Below are 17,238 nucleotides of genomic sequence, written 5' to 3'. Positions count from 1 at the left end.
GCCGCCCCAGCGCCGCCGGGGGGCATTGTCACATTGGCCAAGAATAGTCGATTTTTGAGCGATTTATCAGAGCAACGAGCACCATAACGCATTGACAATGTGTACATTTTGGCTTTGAACGCCCGTCGCGATTGACAAGTAAAACGGGGCGAACGTGACGATGGCGATTTTGGACATCGTGGAGAATAAGCGCCAGAGAGCGGAGCCTGGCACAGGCACCGTGACAATGCCCACGGGAGCGTTTGCAGTGACCGCGTGATAACGACCGTGCGAGTCATCTATTCATCTATCGACTCAAGCGTCAGTTTTTTTTATCCGCTCAGGCCGCGCAAAGGCCCCTTCTGGTAGCATTTTCCGCCGCCCCCTAGCCCTAACGCTTGAGCGACACTCCTCCAGCGTCGAGAACCCGCAGTGGCTATGCGCAACTGCGCCTAATCGCTCTGGGCCGCCTACGTACTTGGCGCAATAGGTTGCAGCATCGGCAGAGCCCAGAAAAGCACCCATCCCCATGACCGTCGCTATGATTGTCAGACGAAGCATGACTGCCTACCCCTCAAGCCTAAAGTTAGTCGGCGCGCAATGCGCTGAATCAATTCTGAAGACGGTCCCCATCAATCGCTTAAGTCGCGTTCGTCGCCGTGCTGCCCGGCATCCATGGTGACCGGGCCTCAATGTGAGGGTGACTATCCAGCCTGGGCGGGTCCTCCGCAGAGGGTCGACAGCGGGGGGCGCCGCCCCGGGATTTCAATCAATTCTCAGTGGAAATTTCTAACAGCCTTCACGGTAACGGCGCCGCAGGCGTGGCGTGAAATGCAACGTGAGCATGACAGCCAATTATTTTTTTACATGTTCGGTTTGCTGCGATAAAGATCCCAACGGTCCCAAGAGCGAAGGCGGCGGCAACGCTGATCGATGTCCATGGGCTCTCGGAATCGAGAGCCACGTGCCTATCACTCGACCTTTTCAAAGGACGAGCATTGCCCGTTCGCCCCAGCGACCTGGTCGCGCTTCTGTTTGTCAAGCAGCGGTTGGGTCGCTTGCTTATCGTCTCTCCTGCGCTGCGGCGATTTTGGCCGCTCGGGCTATGGTGCAAAAGTTCCGGGAGCGCACAACGAAACGGCAAGGACAGAACTGCATTCCAGGTTTTGCGGCCTGTGCGAAACTGGCCGCTGGCCGCGGCGATCACAGAGGAGGTCGTCACGCGCCGAGTTGCCGCCGCCGCCCGAGCCGTTGTTGCCCTCTCGATTGATGCTTGAAAGGGGCGCGGATCAATTTTGGCGCAAAACTGGCCGACCTTGATGCCGGCGACGCTCTCGCAACCAATGGACTGGATTTCGCCCGACTCCCAGAGCGGATTGCTACGGCCTCGAATTGGCTTAATGACGCTGATCGCGGCCGCCATGCGGTGCCTCGGGACCTGGCGAGGCCTCATGCGCCGGAGCGGTGCGGCGCACCGACGATGCGAACCATGCGCCGCCGAGGACCAAAATCGCCAGCGCGGCGGCCGCAACGCGGGGCGCCTATCCGGTTCTTATGGCGGCGCGGCCTTTGGCCGATTTCGATTTGCCTGCACCGAGTCAGCGCTTCTCGGCGATCCGCTCCGAACCGGCGTTTTCATAGATGTCCTGCTCCTGGGCATTATGAATCCGAACCAGCGATTCGATGGATTCGATAATGCGTTGCCCATCCCTGATCAGAAATCGATCAGCGTCATTCGGACCGAGCCCATCGACGAGGCGGCCCAGAAGTCGCGCCATGTGCAGGATCTCGCGATGGGCGCGGCTCATGGCGAAGAGTCCGGAGCTATCGGATAGAAGATTCAAGAGCTGCGGATAGACGTAGCTTTCGTCTGCGCGTTCATGCTCGACGATCTCCTCTGCGACGATGCGATTGGCCTCGGCGAGATATGCGACGGCGGAATTCGCATCCATATCGTCGAGGGCGTCGGCGATCTGCCGCAGACGATCGAGGCTCGCGTTAAGCCTGTCGTGGTCCTGCCTCAGACCGAGCGCGTCGCTCTCCGCCATCGAAGCACGTCGCTGCGCCCCGCCGGGACTGAGCGCCCTCAATGCGTTGAGGATCACGGCGATGTCGATTGCCTCCTGGGTTAGCGCGCCAGCGACCGGCGTGAGCCAGCCAAACGCCGCGGCGCCCATCGCGACCCCGGACAACGCCATGCCAGCGAAGATGCTTTGGAGCGCTATGGCGCGGGTGCGGCGGGCGATGACGACGGCGTCGGAAACGCGGTCGATCTGATCGACGAGAATGACGACATCGGCCGCCTCCGACGAAGCGCTCGCGCCGCGCGCGCCCATCGCAATGCCGACGTCGGCGGCCGCCAAAGCGGGGGCGTCGTTGATGCCGTCGCCGACCATGACGGTCGGATGCAACCGCTGCTCCAGTTCGACCGCCTCGACCTTGTCGGCGGGGACGCGGTCGGCGAGCACGGCGTCGAGATCAAGCGCCGCCCCGATCGTCTCGGCGGAGTCGGCGCGGTCGCCCGTCACCATGACGATGCGCGCGACGCCAGCGGCCCGAAGAGCGCGGATGGCGCGCGGCGCCTCCGGCCTCAACTCGTCGGCGAGCAGCAAGGCGCCGGCGGCGCGCCCGTCGATCGAGACGAACACACTGAGAGCCGAGCGCCAGGACGCGCGCCGCAGAGCGCGCGCCGCCCATGAGTCCATCTGTGACCCGCCGCAGACAAGCTGATGCGATCCGGCGCGGACGACGCGGCCTTCGACGACGCCCTCAAGCCCGGACCCCATTGTTTCGCGCACGTCCTCCGGGATCTGGAGTTTCAGACCCTTCGCGACGGACGCGGAGACGATGGCGGCTGCGACGACATGGTGCGACGCCTGCTCCAGAGAGCCCACCAACCGTAGAAGGTCGTCTGGCTCCTCGCCGGGGGCGGCCTCGACGGCGACCAGGCGCGCACCGCCGACGGTCAGGGTGCCTGTCTTGTCGAACATGACCGTGTAAACGCGGGCGAGGGCCTCGAGCGGGCCGCCGCCCTTGATGAGGATCCCGCGCCGGGCGGCTTGCGCAGCGCCGGCGATAAAAGCCACGGGGGCCGCGAGAATGAGTGGGCAAGGAGTCGCCGCAACGAGAACAGCGAGCGCCCGTATAGGATCTCCGGAAAAAAACCAGGCGGCTCCGGCTACGACAAGCGTCACCGGCAACAGGATCAACGCAAAGCGATCGGCCATCCTGATGAAAGGCGCTTTTGCGGTTTGCGCCGAACTCACCATTTTAACGATGCCGGCGTAAGTGCTCTCCCCGGCGGTAGCCGACGCGCGCATCTCGAAGGTCTCGCCCGCATTGATCGCGCCGCTGCGGGCCGCCTCGCCAGCGAACCGCGTCACGGGGATCGGCTCGCCCGTGACGGCCGATTCATCGAGGGACGCGCTGGGACTCGCGATCTGTCCATCGACAGGGACGACCTCGCCCGCGCGAACAAGAATTGTATCGCCGACGGCGACCTCTTCGATGGCTATGTCTTCAAAAGATTCGCCGGTCTTTCGGTGTGCTGTCCGCGGCGCGCGATCGATAAGCGACCTGAGGTCCCGCTCGGCCCGTCCGACCGCGTAATCCTCAAGGACGGCGCCGCCGGCGTACATGACGGCCACGACGATCGCCGCGAGCGCTTCGCCAAGAGCCAGAGCCGCCACCATGGCCAACAACGCCACGGCGTCGACGCCCATCCGGCCGGCCCTGAGATCGCTGACAATCGAGATGGCGAGGCTCACGACGACAGGGATCGCGCCAGCCGCCCACAGCCATTGCGCCAGTTCAGGCCACGCGACAAATTTGACGGCGATTCCGCCGGTCAGGCCGATAAGCGCAATCAAGATAAGGGCGCGACGCGCCATTCGCGCGTTGATCATCGACGTCGCTCGCGACTCAAACAGGAGCGATCGGCCGGAGAACGTGCGCCGCCGCGAGCACGGCCTTTTTCCGCCAGAAGGGCATCAATTCTGCGAATGACTTGGCGCACTGTTAACCCCGGAGTTTCGAGCGACGCGTTCATGCGAGGGGCTCCGTCCCATCCTCGCGCGAACGGACGCCGCTCGCGGAAAGTGGATCTTCTGGCGGATCGCCGAGGCCCTGCTGCACATAGAGAACCTCCAGCGTGACAATCAGGAGCAAGGTGAGGGGCGCCGCCAGCACCACGCCTAAAGGCCCAAACAGGAGACCGAACGAGACAGTCGACAGAAGAGCGAGGACCGGTGGCAACGAGGTCGCTTCGGCCTGCACCAAGGGGGTAATGAAGTTGCCTTCGACGAAATGGACGCCGGCATACATCAGGATGACGAGCGCGGCATCGCCAGGTCCCTGGGTGAGGGCGACCAGCGTCGCAGGAACCGCAGCCAGTATCGCCCCGACAAACGGAATGAAGCAGAGCAAACCGCCCATTAACCCGAGCGCGAACGCGGCTTCGATGCCGAGGAGCCACAATCCAATGCCTGTCAGCGAGCCGATGGTGCACATGACCACGAGTTGGCCGACCAACCAGCGCTCAAGAATGTTCCCAATTGCGTCAAAAAGGTGTTCGGCCTTCAGGCGATGCGCTGGCGGAACCAGGCGAATGCAGAGATGACGATAGAGGTCGGGCTGAGCGGCCAGATAGATCGCCATGAAAAGAGCGATCACCGTATAGCCGAGGGCGTGTGTGATCGAGCCGACTGCCCCGCCGCCAACCGATGTGGCCCAGCCGGTGGCCCCAGCGACATTGATGCCGCGCACTTGATCAAGGAATTGGCGACCGTATGGATTGCCAGTCAGCTGGTCCATGACGAGCTTAAATCCGGCGGGCGCGACCTTGAGCACGTCGCTCAACTGGACCGCCATGACGGATCCGAATAGCCAAAGCGCGGCCCCAAAGGCGGCAAGACCGGCGACGGCAACGCCCGCCAATGCGAGCGCCTCGCGAACGCCGGTCCGGCGCGCCAGACCTCTTGCCGCCGCGTGAAGCCCTATCGCAAGCAGGATGGCGCCGAAGAGAAGCACGAGGACGTTGATGATCCGCCAGAGCGCAGCCGCCAGAGCGGCGATGACGACGACCACCAGCAAGCGCGAGGTGAACGCGCCAAGCGAGCGGTCTCCGGAAATAGGGGCTTTTCGACTCTCGCCGGACTCTGTTTGACCGCTCATCGCAAAATCACCGCCGCCGCGACAGCCCATGCCGCGGCGATCGACAGTAGGAGGCCTGGAACGATGCGCAGAGCGAAACCATGTGAACCTGCGGCGAGGGCCATCCCGGTCTTGGCAATCACGTTGGTCGTCATCGCCGCCAGAATCGGCAACACGGCCTCGCGGGGCGTCAGTTTGGCCGCGGCGGCCAGCGAGGCCACGGAAATCGCAGCCGAATGGGTGTCGACGAAACCGGCGACCGCGGCCCCCGCAAGGATGCCTGTTTCCCCGAGCCAGTTCTTCAAGGCCGCGCCCGCGACCAGCATGACCGCCATCATCGCCGCCAGCCCGAACGCCGTGGCGACGCTAAAAGCCCGTCCTGGTTCCGAGCTCTCGGCGGAGGTTGATGAAATGCCTGCAACTGCGAAAGCGAGCCCATAGATCGCGGCCACGACGCCACCCGCCGCCAAGGCAGGCGCCATCATGATGAGTGTAGGTGCGCTGATGGCGAGCAGCAGCAGCGCCATCTGAACGAAGGTGGCGACCGTCGATAACGTCGCTCCAGCGACCGCGCCTCCCAAACTTGCTGGATCCTTCGCCGCCCGGCCGGCCATCGAGCCGATAGTCGCCGTGCTCGAGACAAAGCCGGAGGCGAGTCCGGCGATGGGCAGGCCGAAACGCGGCCCGAGCAGTCTCGTCGCCGCATGCCCGCAGGCCCCGAGCGCGAGCACCAGGACGACCAGCAACCAGATGCTATGCGGATTGAGCGCCTGAAACGGCCCGATATAGCGATCGGGCAACTGCGGCCAGATCACAACGCTCACGACCGCGAAAACAAGACCATCATTGACCTCGGCGTCGGTGAGCACGCCCTTGACGAAACGGTGCAATGGCATCTTCGAAGCGAAGACGGCGGCGACCGCCACGCCGAGCGCGGAGGCGAGGAGCGTATCGGACATTGCGAGGCCGCCGAGAAGAGGCGCAGCCATCAGGCCGACCTCGGTCGTCAGGCCGGGGTCGGGATCGCGGCTATAAGACAGCGCGGTCAGAACGATGACGCCGCCCGTTGCGAGCGCGAGAAGCGCGACGCCCCCAATGTGAGCCGCGATGGCGCCGAAGAGCGCGACAAGTCCAAATGTCCGGATACCCGCTGGGCGGCGGCCCAGACCTTCGCCTTTGCTGCGTTCGCGCTCGAGCCCGATCAGCATGCCCAACGCGAGGGCAATCACAAAATTGAACCATGGCGAGGCTATCATTGGTGTCATCATTGGTGAGAGCAGCAAAAAACTCTGGGGTTAATGCGGCTCTGAACAAAGGCGGGGTTGGTTGAAAGATCGGGTGGAGGGGGAGCGCAGGCAGGACAGGCTTGTGCCGGAGCCGTTGTCTTAGATTGCCAATTCACCATCGCCGCTCTGACCTGGAGCATAGCATTTGCGCCCGAGGGGGACCAGCGCATTTGCTGGCATTTGACCGTTCTTTTCGCAACCAGGGAATTGACCGCGGATTCCGCCAAGCTGGTCGAGAACGATGACTGGACACGCCGAAGCGCTCGTCGCATCCGATCCCGCTCATGACGCAAGACCAGCTCAATATCCAGTCTCTTCATCGCGTTTGTGCGCGTCTGATTGGCGCGCGCACCGCGCTGGTCAACCAGCTTCGCGGTATTCTGTTCGACCGCGGAATAATCATTCCCATGGGAGTTCCAAGCCCGATCGCTGGCCGCGTGAGGAGCTTCCGTCGGCACCCGGTTTGACGGGCCGAATGGGCCAGTTTATCGACAATTTGGTTGAGGAACCGCGAGTGATAACCGATCGCATTTCTACGCTCGATCGCGAGTGTGAGGCGCTTTCGCGGGCGAGCAATGCGCCAATCGACTAGCAAATCCAACCGACGAATGTCTCAATTCGATGATCGCAAAAACGCACATTCCATGACGCTTTTTTTTGCTCCGATTTTCATTTGAGCAAGCTTCGGAAACTCCACAACCGATCGACATGACTGCGATTGTGGACTTGCTTCAGAAAAGTGGAGAGTTTTCCTGCCATGAGAGGAGAACTCGATGCCGGAGCCAAAGCGTTTTACGCCGCAATTTGAGGAGGGGGCAGTTCGCCTGGTTCGCACGAGCGGGCGGACGCAGCGAGAAGTTGCGCACGACCTTGGAATCGGGCTGTCGACCCTGGTCCGGTGGATTGCACGCGGCCGGGATCGCTTGATCGAGGCACCAGCCGCACCGGCAGGCGGCGAATCTGTCGCTCAATTGATCTATATCAGTGCGGAGAGGATGGACACCGCGGTTGATAGGAGGTTCAACATATTCGGATCAACAAAAAGAGTCTGCAACATGAGGCTTATCCATACCATCGCGGTTTCCGCCCTGACGATCGCTGCTTCGATCACCATTGCGTCCGCTCAAACGGGCCCCGTCGCTACGGCTTGCAAGGATGACATTGCCAAGCTCTGCGCTGGCAAGGCGCACGACGGCGAGGTCCGCATCTGCCTCGAAACCAACTATGACAAGGTCGCAGCTGCGTGCAAGACCGCGCTCGATACGACGGGCGGCGGACATGGCAAGGGCCTTGGCATGGGCAGGTAAGAATCGAATGCCTTGAATTTGCAGCGCTGCACCGGGCCGGTCCGCCTGTCCGGTGCAGCGCTCAGTTTCTCATTCCGATCCCCTGGCTTATTCGATGTCAGATGCCAAATGGAGAATATGATGGAAGACCCTACACGCCTGCCACGCCTCAATGAACCTGCCCCCGACTTCGAAGCCAAAACCACGCATGGCGTTCGCAAGCTGGCTGACTACAAGGGCAAATGGCTGCTCCTCTTCTCGCATCCCGCGGATTTCACCCCGGTTTGCACCACGGAGTTCATCGGCTTCGCCAAAGCTTGGCCGGAATTTCAGAAGCTCAACTGTGAACTGCTCGGGCTTTCGATCGACAGCACCTACGCCCACATCGCCTGGGTCCGCAACATCAAGCAAAACTTCGGGGTCGATATTCCCTTCCCAATTATTGAAGACCTGTCGATGAAGGTCGCCCATGCCTATGGCATGATCCAGCCCGGCGCGAGCGACACATCAGCCGTCCGGTCCACGTTCTTCATCGACGACGAGAGCGTCCTGCGGGCGATGCTCTATTACCCGATGAGCAACGGCCGCTCAATTCCGGAATTCGTCCGCCTGCTCACCGCCATGCAGACCTCCGACACGAATGGGATCGCCACACCGGAAGGCTGGCAGCCCGGCGACAAAGTGATCGTTCCGCCGCCGCAGACCGCGCAAGACGCGGAAACCCGCGCTGGCGAGGGATACGACTATACCGATTGGTACTTCTCGAAGAAGCAGCTCTGAAGGGATGTCAGCCATGAGTTCTGGACAAACGCTCAACGACACGGAGGTTCAGGCCCTCTCCGACACGCTCGATGATGAATACAGGTCGCGCGAAACCTATGCACAGGTTATCCGCGATTTCGGTGATGTTCGGCCCTTCATCAACATCGTCGAAGCCGAGGCGCGACACGCCTCGGCGCCGATCAACCTGTTCGAAAAATACGGCGTTTCGCCGCCCTCCAATCGCTGGGCAGGAAAGGCGCCCCGTTTTTCGAGCGTTCACGAAGCTTGCGTCGCGAGCGTCCAGGGCGAAATCGAGAATGTGGCGATTTACGACCGCGCTTTGAAAAGCACCCGGCGACCAGACTTTTTAGCCGTATATCAGACGCTACGATCAGCCTCGCAGGATCGGCATCTGCCGGCCTTCCAGCGCTGCGCACAGCGCTCTCCCTAGCGCGGCAGATGATGCGCGCGGTCACCCTTCATCCAGAAACCCACCTCGTCTCTCGCATCGGATGGCTGCGGCCGGCCGTGCTCGGCGCCAATGACGGGATCGTCTCCACCGCGAGCCTGATCATGGGGGTAGCCGCCGCGTCTGCCGCACGTTCCGACATTCTAGTCGCCGGCATCGCGAGGCTAGCCCGTCTTATTCACCCAACTGGAGCGCACTAGGAAGTGCGGTCAGACGCCAGCTTACTCCAAGGTTCCAGCACGGCATTGCGAACGGCCTCGATGTCCTGCCGTAAGGTCCTGGCAAAACGCCGCATACCATAGATGCCGCATGTGCGTACGTCACTCAGCCAGATGTCCAGACGCTCGACACAAAGGGTTACTCGCCGTTGAAGAGGTTCCTCGCGTATTGAAACTGGTAAAAATATTCTTTAGTCCTTGTCCCGAGTTCCTTAAATGGGGGCACCTCAAGGTTTCGTCAGCCGGAGCCATTTCCAGGACGCCTGCGCCAGCCTCTGGCTCGCCGGCGAGTTCGTCATGATCGAAATCCCTCGATGGCGGCGGAGGCGAGAAAATACCGGCTCATTCCGCTGGTCCTTCCGGCAGGCCATCGAGCGCAGCGAGAACCGCCCGATTGAACTCCTGAACTGCCTGGCGGGTGCGCGTCGCGTCACCATCACGGGCCAGGAGGGCCAGATTGTCGAAAAGGATGCGGGCGCAATCGGCGTCGATGCGCTCCGCTTCCGCCCGAAAGCGGCAAAGTTGTCCGAAAATGACAGTGCCGTATCGAAATTCATACGCCCCCCCAATGCCGCGCCGTCAGAGATGCGCGGGCTGTTTCGCCTTCCACTTCCCCCTTCCGCGAGGCTCGACCGACTTGAGAGGTCGAAGACACTCTAACGCGAGATTGCACGATAACAGAATTAGCGTTAGTGTGCATCACTATGTTATCGAGATTGACCGACAGCGAGAAGACGTTGCTCGCGTCCGCAGCGAGCTATGTCGAGCACGTGCTGCAGACACCGCTGATTGTTGATGGACCCGCTGCCAGCGCGAAGCTGCCGGCGTTCCTGACGCAACGCTATGTCCTGGTCGATGGCGAAATCCTCGGCCGGCCGTGCATCCTGATGCTGGGAACGGGTCTCCATGACGATACGCCGGCCACAATCGCCAAGCATCGCGACCTTCTGCGCCGGCAGTCGCCGGGGCGGGCGGTCATCCTCGTGACCGAACGCCTGAGCAATCACAATCGCCATCGCCTCATTTCGCAGCACGTCCCGTTCATCGTGCCGGGCAATCAGCTCTTCGTACCGGAACTGGGCGCGGATCTGCGTGAGCATTTTCGCAGCGAACGAGACACGCCCGGCGACGGTCTGACCCCGACAGCGCAGTTGATAGTGCTGGCCGCATTGATGGGCCGGATTGGGCCAGAGACAACGCCCTCGGAACTCGCATCGCAGTTTCGCTACAGTGCGATGAGCATGAGCCGGGCCATCACCGAACTCGAGGCTTTCGAGCTGGCCGAAACTGAGGTCGCCGGTCGTTTCCGACACCTACGCTTCACCGTGCCGCGTGAGGCGTTGTGGAGTCGCGCGCGTCCGCATTTGCGCACGCCCGTGCGCAAGCGCCGACGTGTCAGGCGTCCGCCACAAGGTCTCGCGTTGCCCTTGGCGGGAGAGACAGCGCTCGCCGAAAAGACCGACTTGTCGTTCCCGCGTGTAGAAACACGGGCGATGGCGGCGTCCGAGTGGAAGGCGCTCGCAACGCGCTACGAGCTTGATCAGCCGGTGAGTTGGGACGAGCCGGTCATCGAACTCGAAACCTGGACTTATGACCCCTTGCTGCTGGGAGATGATAAACTCGTGGACACCATATCGCTTTATTTGAGCCTGCCCGACAGCACCGATGATCGCATCGAGGCCGCCAAGGATGCGCTGCTCAGGCAGGTGGGCTTGTGAAGGGGCTCGACATCTTCAGGCGGCATTTCGAAGGCCTCTCGCACCACTATGTGCTGATCGGCGGGGCCGCGTGCGAAATTATCATGGAGGAGGTCGGCCTGGACTTCCGGGCGACGAAGGATCTCGACCTTGTCATCTTGGTCGAGGCACTCGATGCAGCGTTCGGCGAGCGCTTCTGGGCGTTCGTCGAGGCTGGCGGCTATCAGCAGCGAGAGCGAAGCGGCGGCGGTCGGGAATTCTACCGTTTCCAGAAGCCTGCCGACCCCGACTTTCCAGCGATGCTTGAACTCTTCTCGCGAGCGCCCGACGCAATCACACCAGCCGAAGGCAGCGCACTTACTCCGCTCCCCATCGACGAGGACATTGCGAGCTTGTCGGCCATTCTCCTCGATGACTCCTACTACACCGCGCTGGTGGAAAACAGCCGCGCGGTCCATGGCGTCGCGGTTCTTGATGAGCGGATACTGATCCCCTTCAAAGCCAAAGCGCATCTTGATCTCGCCGCGCGGCGGGATCAAGGTGAGCACATCGACCAGAAGACCGTCCGTAAGCATCGCGCGGACGTTTTCCGTCTGTTGCAGCTACTGGCCGAGGATGAGCGGGTTGTGTTGCCGGAGGCGATTGCTGTGGACATGGCGAGCTTTGCCGCCAAGGTCGACGCGGATGGGGATTTCCAGCCGAAGGATATCGGCCTTGCCGGTGACGCGGCTGCGCAGACCGCACGACTGCGCGCCATCTATGGAATTATCGCCGCATGACGGCCGGGGACGCTCAGACCATACCCGCGGCACCGCGCGACCGTCTCGCCCACGGCCCCTGGAGCGATTTGGCGCTACACACGATCGGCTGGCGCGCCTTCCAGGATCTCTGCTCCCAGGTGTGTGAGGTAGTGCTGGGCCGCCCCGTCGAAATCTTCCGCGAAGCGCAGGATGGCGGCCAGGACGCGGTATTCCTGATCCCCTCGGGGCACGACGCGCCGCCGATCGGTACGGTGCAGTGCAAGCATACGTCCGAAGCCGGCAAGGCTTTGAGGGTCAGCGACCTCACAGCTGAGATCGACCATGTCGAGGAGCTGGTCAAAGCCGGCCAGGCCGACACTTACGCCTTCATGACCAACATGAGCGTGGATGCGCCTGTCGCCGCCGCGATGCGCGCCAAGCTGCGCGCGCTTGGCGTCCGCAAGCCTCACATTCTGGGCCGCCAGTATATCGTCAGGGTCATTAGGAGCAGCGCGCGCCTGCGCGCCCTTGTCCCGCAGGTCTATGGCCTGGGGGATCTTACTTCGATCGTCGATGAGCGGCTCAGCGAACAGAGCCGGGCGCTGCTCGATAGCTGGATTCCGAAGCTTCGCACCTATGTTCCGACCCAAGCCCATCGCGACGCGGTTAACGCCATCTCGGAACATGGCGCGGTGCTCCTGCTCGGCAATCCGTCTAGCGGCAAGTCGGCGATCGGCGCCATCGTCTCGACAATCGCTTCGGAGAATCCCGACAACACCGTCCTCGCCCTGACCAGCCCACGCGATTTCGAGGCTGGCTGGAATCCCAACGACCCGGGTCGCTTCTTCTGGATTGACGACGCCTTTGGCTCGAATGTGCTGCGCGACGATTACGTTCAGGACTGGACGTCGGCCTTCTCGAAGCTGCGTGCGGCGATCAAGCACGGCAACCGTTTCCTCCTGACCTCGCGCAAGCATATCTATGAAGCAGCGCGGCGTCGGCTCGGGCAGCGCAATCTTGCGCAATTCGCCGACGGCAGCGCTGTGGTTGATGTCGGCGAGCTGACCTTCGAAGAGAAGGCGCAGATCCTCTATAACCATGTCAATTTCGGCGAGCAGAGCCAGAGCTGGCGTTCGAGCGTCAAGCCGCACCTCGCGGCGGTCGCCGCCGTTCGCGATTTCCTACCCGGCATCGCCGAGCGTCTTGGCGACCCGAACTTCACCAAGGGACTGGCGCCGCGCGAGAGCTCACTCGTTCGTTTCATGGAGGAGCCGACCGAGCATCTCATCGATACCGTCAACGCCTTGGACGATCAGCTGCAAGCGGCGCTCATCCTCGTCTATGTGCATCAGGCCGGCTTCGATCCAAACGATCATGATCCTTCGGCCGCACAGGCGGTCGCGGAGCTGACCGGCTACACCCTCACCAAGATCCAGGATTGCTTCGCCGAGTTGAAGGGATCTTTCCTCAAGCTCTCCGGGGCCAAATGGACCTTCGCACATCCGACGATCTCCGACGCCTTGACGGAGATCCTGCGGCAGAAGCCACATATGATGGCGGCGCTTATCCGGGGCGCGACCATCGACACCGTCCTCAGCAGCTTCACTTGCGAGGGCTCTCCTCTCATTCGAGATGCGCTCGTCATCCCAACCACCCTTGACGACGCCCTGGTCGCTCGGCTCGGCCGCACGCCCCACGAGCGGCATCGGAATTGGATGCTGTTTCACTTCCTGTCCTACCGCGCCAGCGAAGCGGTGTTCGCCAAGGCGGTCCGGCAATTTCCGGATCTGCTTCGGCGCTCGTGCTGGCTGACGGACCTCGCCGGCAACGATCCCCAAGTCGCCGCTTACGCCCGAGCCAATCATCTTGGTATCTTACCGGATGACCTGCGCTTGGAGGCTGCGGACAGTCTAGAATCCGCTGCGCTCACCCACCTTGATGTGTCCTTCTTCGACGAAGAAGAGATGCTCGCGCTCATACCGCCGCTACGCCTCGTCGGCCTCGGCCTAGCCCTGCGGACAACCGTTTTGCCGTCGCTCGAAGAGCGGATCGACGAGATCGCCGTAGACGCCGACTTGGACGAAGAGCCCGACAGCCATTTCAAGAAGCTGCTCAGCGTGCTCGATCGCGTAGAAGCGATCGGCGTCGGTGGCGACACCGCGGCCTTGATCGACGACGCGCGGGATCAGGTGAAGCGCTCGGTCGAGGCGCTTGAGGAGCGCAAGCGGGAGCGCGACGAAGGGGCCGACGATGACTCGGACTGGACTCACATAGTGACGCAGAAGAAAGAGGAGTCTCCCCCTTCCGCTGCTGCCGCTACGAAGCGCTCGGTTTTCGACGATGTCGACAAATAATTCTAAGCACATGGATCGATCGGGTACATGCGAACCGAAATCGACCGAGGACGAAGCCGCTGTGGCGAGGCGACCGCTACGAGGTGCGGCTGCTGCCCAAGCCGGTTTCGACTATCAGCTTGACGTTTCGATCCTCGCGGCCTTGCAGCTTCTCCTCATTTCCAAAGCGGCTACGCGCCTCGTCCTAGAACCGGCCAATGAGGAGGATGTCAGATGGCAGTTTGGAGGGCTCTGCTTCAATCTCGGTGCAAGGTCACGGTCGCGGCACGCCGTAACCGGCCGAGAACGCGTGAGAATCCGGTCCGGCGGGGCTGCGCAGTTTAACGTCATGGATGACGCGACCGAAATTGTCTGAACCCCAAGCAGTTTCAGCAGGTTCCCTTCTTCCTTATTCCACAGACTGCACCGAGATTGAAGCAGAGCCCCATTACGTACAGCGCAACAATAATGCTCAAACTGGCGGATGCCCGCGCCTAATTTTTATTCGAAACACGACGTTGGCGCGACGATGGGCAAACGCCCCTGACGAGGACCTGCGACATGGCGGAAGTACCGGCAGCTGCTAACGTTTCCCTCCCGAAACGCACCGGGGTGGCCCTCTTGACGGCCGTTACATGCGCTTGCGTCGCCTTCTACGCAAACGAAACAAATCTTGCGATAATCGGAGCGATCGTGGGGGGAGCGGCCGCAGGAATCGGAAGTATCCTTTATGGGCCGACACGGCTCTACAAAGACTTCTCGCGCGCGGACATAGCGCCTTTCATTTTAGCGACATCAGTCGGGATCGCTTTTGGCCCTACGTTCGCAAAGGCGGGCGAGTTCCCTCCTAACGCCGTCGGCGCCGCCTCGACCGCCGCGGTGCTCGCGGGAGCAAGCGAAATCGTCAAGGGTTCAGGATTCAAGGCGGGCTACGAGGCGCTTTTTGCGACAATGATCATCACGTGCTCGAGTATTTTTTTATCGGTGGCGATCGGCCAATATATTGCCTTCCCCTCGCTCGTCGGGGCTGTGATTGGATTATTCGTGATCATAGTCGCGCCCAGCCCTTGGGGCGCCTTTTTTGGCATAGCATCAGGTGAAGCCGTTCGCTCCGGACTTGATGCCGGGATTGCATGGCTGCACCTGGGCTGAGATCGCCCCCGCCGGGAGTGATGCAATAACACTGGGTAGCAATAAACCCATCTAACCGAAATATGGAATTCACAAAGATGGCCGAATGGGCCGTGTTTCATAAAGGGGTGCCCCATCAAATGGCGGCTCCGCAGGGTTTGGCAATTATGACTGCATCTTGCCCGGACGAACGATCGGCAAAGGAATTCTCGCGTTCACATATTGAAAAGGGAACGTTTGTCGAGGCAAAATGCGGAGACCGAAGAAAATCTTAAACGCCGCGGACCTTGCCGCCCCTGCGTCGCGGCGAGGCGCGTGCATTCTCCGCCGCCGATGCCTTGGGCGCCGCCCGACGTATTTAGAGGCCCAGGCTCAACTGAGGCTTCTCGTTCGTCCGCTCCTCGTCCAGCGAGGACAGTGACACGCCGAGAAGCCGGACGCCTTTTGCCACCGGAAAAAGATGCGCGAGAAGCTCAAAGCTTTGCCGTTCCAGCTCAGCGCGGGTCGCGAAGGGCGACGCGGCCGTCCGGCTTCGCGTGATCTGCTGGAAATCGGCATATTTGACTTTCAGCGTCACGGTCCGCCCATGCGTTCCGGCGTTCTCGCACCAGCGCCAGACCTTGTCCAGGATCGGCTGCAGCGCGGCGCGCGCCGCATCGAAAGTGAAGAGGTCGGCGGCAAAGGTGTTCTCGGCGCCGACCGACTTCCTGATCCGATCGGCACGAACCGGCCTTTCGTCGATCCCGCGCGCGATCCAGTAATAGTACGGCCCTGACTTGCCGAAGTGCTCCTGGAAAAAGGCCAGCGAATGAGCCTTGAGGTCGAGCCCCGTCTCGATTCCGAGGCTCATCATCTTCGCCGCCGTGGCGGGTCCGACGCCATGGAACTTTCGCACCGGCAATATCTCGACAAAGGTCGGCCCCATCTTTGGCGTGATCACAAACAGCCCGTCGGGCTTGCGATGATCCGATGCGAGTTTCGCCAGGAATTTGTTGTACGACACGCCGGCGGAGGCGGTGAGGTTCGTTTCGCTGCGGATCCTCGCCCGGATCTGTTCCGCGATTTCGGTCGCGGAGGAGATGCCCTTCAGATTCTCGGTCACATCCAGATAGGCTTCGTCGAGCGAAAGCGGCTCGATGATCGGCGTGTATTCCGCAAAGATCGCGCGCATCTGCTGCGAGATTTCTTTGTAGACCTCAAACCGGGGCTTCACGAAAATCAGGTCCGGACACTTCCGCTTCGCGATGACAGACGGCATCGCTGAATGAACGCCGAATTTGCGAGCCTCGTAGCTCGCGGCCGCGACGACGCCGCGCTCGCGTGATCCGCCGACCGCGACCGGCTTCCCGCGCAGCCAGGGATCGTCGCGCTGCTCTACCGATGCGAAAAACGCGTCCATGTCGATATGGATGATTTTGCGTCGCAGCGCAGGCGCGATCGGCAAAGGCCGGTCCTGACGATAGGGCAGGGTCGTCCCCCACTTTCGATCAGCGTCGCACGCGAGCATGTTGATCAGGCCGCGAGGCCTCCCTCGTCCTTGTTTTGCCCCCTCGCCACGATCATCAGAGCATCGTCGGGAAGCGGCCGCTGCAGCTTGAGCGCCTCCGTCGCAGGCGCGTCCATCCAGACGTCGATCTCTTGCCTCGTCGTCAGAATGACGGGCATGGCTTTCGGATGGATCGGGGCCACCACCGCGTTCGGCTCGGTCGTCAGAAATGCGAAGATGTCGTTGTTCGTCTCGCCTTCCTTCACTTTCCTGACCGACGTCCAATTGGTCCAAATTCCGGCGAAGAAAGCGAGAGGTCTGCTCTCGTCGAAGGCGAACCACACCGGCGGCCGACTACCATCCGGCAGCGCCTCGTTCTCGGCGAAGCTCGTGAAAGGAATGAGGGCGCGGTGCTCGACTGCGAGCCATCGACGCCAGTGCGGCGACTTCACATTGCGGACATTTGTGACGCCCGGATCGCTTTTCTTGCCTTTCAACGCAAAGACAGGCGAGGGCATGCCCCAGCGCGCCATGACGAGTTCGCGGCCGTCCGGCTGATTGCGCACGATCGGAGCCGCATAGTCCGGAAAGATTCCCGGAAAGGGCGGCAAATTGCCCGTTCTGTCGCTCATGACGCGGGCGAGCTCGCGGATCGCCTGCTGCCCACGAGTCATGGAGTATAAATTACACATCGCCGAGC

Annotated in this window: 13 protein-coding genes and 3 pseudogenes; 10 read left to right on the top strand and 6 right to left on the bottom strand. The window is 61.7% G+C overall.

The window, feature by feature from the left end:
- Positions 1-1,577: 1,577 nt before the first annotated feature.
- The 4 genes and pseudogenes from SIN04_RS00715 to SIN04_RS00700 all read right to left on the bottom strand — a co-directional run.
- Positions 1,578-3,884 (bottom strand): heavy metal translocating P-type ATPase, encoded by a 2,307-nt coding sequence (locus SIN04_RS00715; protein ID WP_197732050.1) that lies wholly within the window; start codon positions 3,882-3,884, stop codon positions 1,578-1,580.
- A 139-nt stretch (positions 3,885-4,023) separates the two neighbouring features.
- On the bottom strand, positions 4,024-5,151 hold the full coding sequence (locus SIN04_RS00710) for an AI-2E family transporter (protein WP_166796094.1): 1,128 nt from the start codon (positions 5,149-5,151) through the stop codon (positions 4,024-4,026).
- Positions 5,148-6,386, bottom strand: coding sequence for an MgtC/SapB family protein (locus tag SIN04_RS00705; protein WP_134493481.1), 1,239 nt, complete (start codon positions 6,384-6,386; stop codon positions 5,148-5,150). The genes SIN04_RS00710 and SIN04_RS00705 overlap by 4 nt, the downstream gene beginning before the upstream one ends.
- A gap of 106 nt (positions 6,387-6,492) precedes the next feature.
- Positions 6,493-6,652, bottom strand: a pseudogene (locus SIN04_RS00700) (ISKra4 family transposase); the annotation flags it as partial.
- 537 nt (positions 6,653-7,189) lie between these two features.
- Between SIN04_RS00700 and SIN04_RS20180 the strand changes: the two are divergent.
- The 10 genes and pseudogenes from SIN04_RS20180 to SIN04_RS00655 form a co-directional block, all read left to right on the top strand.
- A pseudogene (locus tag SIN04_RS20180) lies at positions 7,190-7,322 on the top strand (transposase); the annotation flags it as partial.
- Positions 7,323-7,471: 149 nt separating this feature from the next.
- Complete coding sequence (locus SIN04_RS00695; RefSeq protein ID WP_244606075.1) at positions 7,472-7,723, top strand: hypothetical protein; 252 nt, start codon at positions 7,472-7,474, stop codon at positions 7,721-7,723.
- A gap of 108 nt (positions 7,724-7,831) precedes the next feature.
- Positions 7,832-8,482, top strand: coding sequence for a peroxiredoxin (locus SIN04_RS00690; protein ID WP_134493479.1), 651 nt, complete (start codon positions 7,832-7,834; stop codon positions 8,480-8,482).
- Positions 8,483-8,495: 13 nt separating this feature from the next.
- Positions 8,496-8,915: a ferritin-like domain-containing protein gene (locus SIN04_RS00685; RefSeq protein WP_134493478.1), complete on the top strand. Its 420-nt coding sequence runs from the start codon at positions 8,496-8,498 to the stop codon at positions 8,913-8,915.
- A gap of 11 nt (positions 8,916-8,926) precedes the next feature.
- A pseudogene (locus tag SIN04_RS00680) lies at positions 8,927-9,100 on the top strand (VIT1/CCC1 transporter family protein); the annotation flags it as partial.
- Positions 9,101-9,448: 348 nt separating this feature from the next.
- Positions 9,449-9,811, top strand: a complete 363-nt coding sequence (locus SIN04_RS00675; RefSeq protein WP_166796093.1) for a hypothetical protein — start codon at positions 9,449-9,451, stop codon at positions 9,809-9,811.
- Positions 9,812-9,867: 56 nt separating this feature from the next.
- Positions 9,868-10,869, top strand: a complete 1,002-nt coding sequence (locus SIN04_RS00670) for a MarR family transcriptional regulator (protein ID WP_134493477.1) — start codon at positions 9,868-9,870, stop codon at positions 10,867-10,869.
- Positions 10,866-11,627 carry a hypothetical protein gene (locus SIN04_RS00665; protein WP_134493476.1) on the top strand — a complete coding sequence of 254 codons (762 nt, stop codon included), beginning with the start codon at positions 10,866-10,868 and terminating at the stop codon, positions 11,625-11,627. Before SIN04_RS00670 ends, SIN04_RS00665 begins: the two co-directional genes overlap by 4 nt.
- A complete protein-coding gene (locus SIN04_RS00660) occupies positions 11,624-13,942 on the top strand; it encodes a hypothetical protein (RefSeq protein ID WP_322843375.1) in 2,319 nt (772 codons plus the stop codon). The genes SIN04_RS00665 and SIN04_RS00660 overlap by 4 nt, the downstream gene beginning before the upstream one ends.
- 540 nt (positions 13,943-14,482) lie before the next feature.
- Entirely contained in the window at positions 14,483-15,073 is a 591-nt protein-coding gene (locus tag SIN04_RS00655; RefSeq protein WP_134493475.1) for a hypothetical protein, read from the top strand.
- A 337-nt stretch (positions 15,074-15,410) separates the two neighbouring features.
- On the opposite strand, the gene dinB is transcribed toward SIN04_RS00655, so the two are convergent.
- The gene (gene dinB, locus SIN04_RS00650; RefSeq protein WP_244606083.1) at positions 15,411-16,451 is read right to left on the bottom strand and encodes a DNA polymerase IV; all 1,041 of its coding nucleotides are present in this window, start codon (positions 16,449-16,451) and stop codon (positions 15,411-15,413) included.
- Positions 16,452-16,564: 113 nt separating this feature from the next.
- Positions 16,565-17,230 (bottom strand): SOS response-associated peptidase, encoded by a 666-nt coding sequence (locus SIN04_RS00645; RefSeq protein ID WP_134493473.1) that lies wholly within the window; start codon positions 17,228-17,230, stop codon positions 16,565-16,567.
- Positions 17,231-17,238: the final 8 nt, after the last annotated feature.

It is taken from the genome of Methylocella tundrae (assembly GCF_038024855.1).
GTDB lineage: Bacteria > Pseudomonadota > Alphaproteobacteria > Rhizobiales > Beijerinckiaceae > Methylocapsa > Methylocapsa tundrae.
The sequence above is the reverse complement of the archived record's forward strand: the minus strand, read 5'-3'. Positions and strand labels throughout refer to the sequence as shown.

Excerpts from the sequence above, each read along its gene's own strand:
- SIN04_RS00715 (WP_197732050.1), bottom strand. The coding sequence starts at position 3,884 with ATGATCAACGCGCGAATGGCGCGTCGCGCCCTTATCTTGATTGCGCTT.
- SIN04_RS00690 (WP_134493479.1), top strand. The coding sequence starts at position 7,832 with ATGGAGAATATGATGGAAGACCCTACACGCCTGCCACGCCTCAATGAA.
- SIN04_RS00675 (WP_166796093.1), top strand. The coding sequence starts at position 9,449 with ATGATCGAAATCCCTCGATGGCGGCGGAGGCGAGAAAATACCGGCTCA.
- SIN04_RS00710 (WP_166796094.1), bottom strand. The coding sequence starts at position 5,151 with ATGAGCGGTCAAACAGAGTCCGGCGAGAGTCGAAAAGCCCCTATTTCC.
- SIN04_RS00655 (WP_134493475.1), top strand. The coding sequence starts at position 14,483 with ATGGCGGAAGTACCGGCAGCTGCTAACGTTTCCCTCCCGAAACGCACC.
- SIN04_RS00695 (WP_244606075.1), top strand. The coding sequence starts at position 7,472 with ATGAGGCTTATCCATACCATCGCGGTTTCCGCCCTGACGATCGCTGCT.
- SIN04_RS00645 (WP_134493473.1), bottom strand. The coding sequence starts at position 17,230 with ATGTGTAATTTATACTCCATGACTCGTGGGCAGCAGGCGATCCGCGAG.
- SIN04_RS00660 (WP_322843375.1), top strand. The coding sequence starts at position 11,624 with ATGACGGCCGGGGACGCTCAGACCATACCCGCGGCACCGCGCGACCGT.
- SIN04_RS00685 (WP_134493478.1), top strand. The coding sequence starts at position 8,496 with ATGAGTTCTGGACAAACGCTCAACGACACGGAGGTTCAGGCCCTCTCC.
- dinB (WP_244606083.1), bottom strand. The coding sequence starts at position 16,451 with ATGGACGCGTTTTTCGCATCGGTAGAGCAGCGCGACGATCCCTGGCTG.
- SIN04_RS00705 (WP_134493481.1), bottom strand. The coding sequence starts at position 6,386 with ATGATAGCCTCGCCATGGTTCAATTTTGTGATTGCCCTCGCGTTGGGC.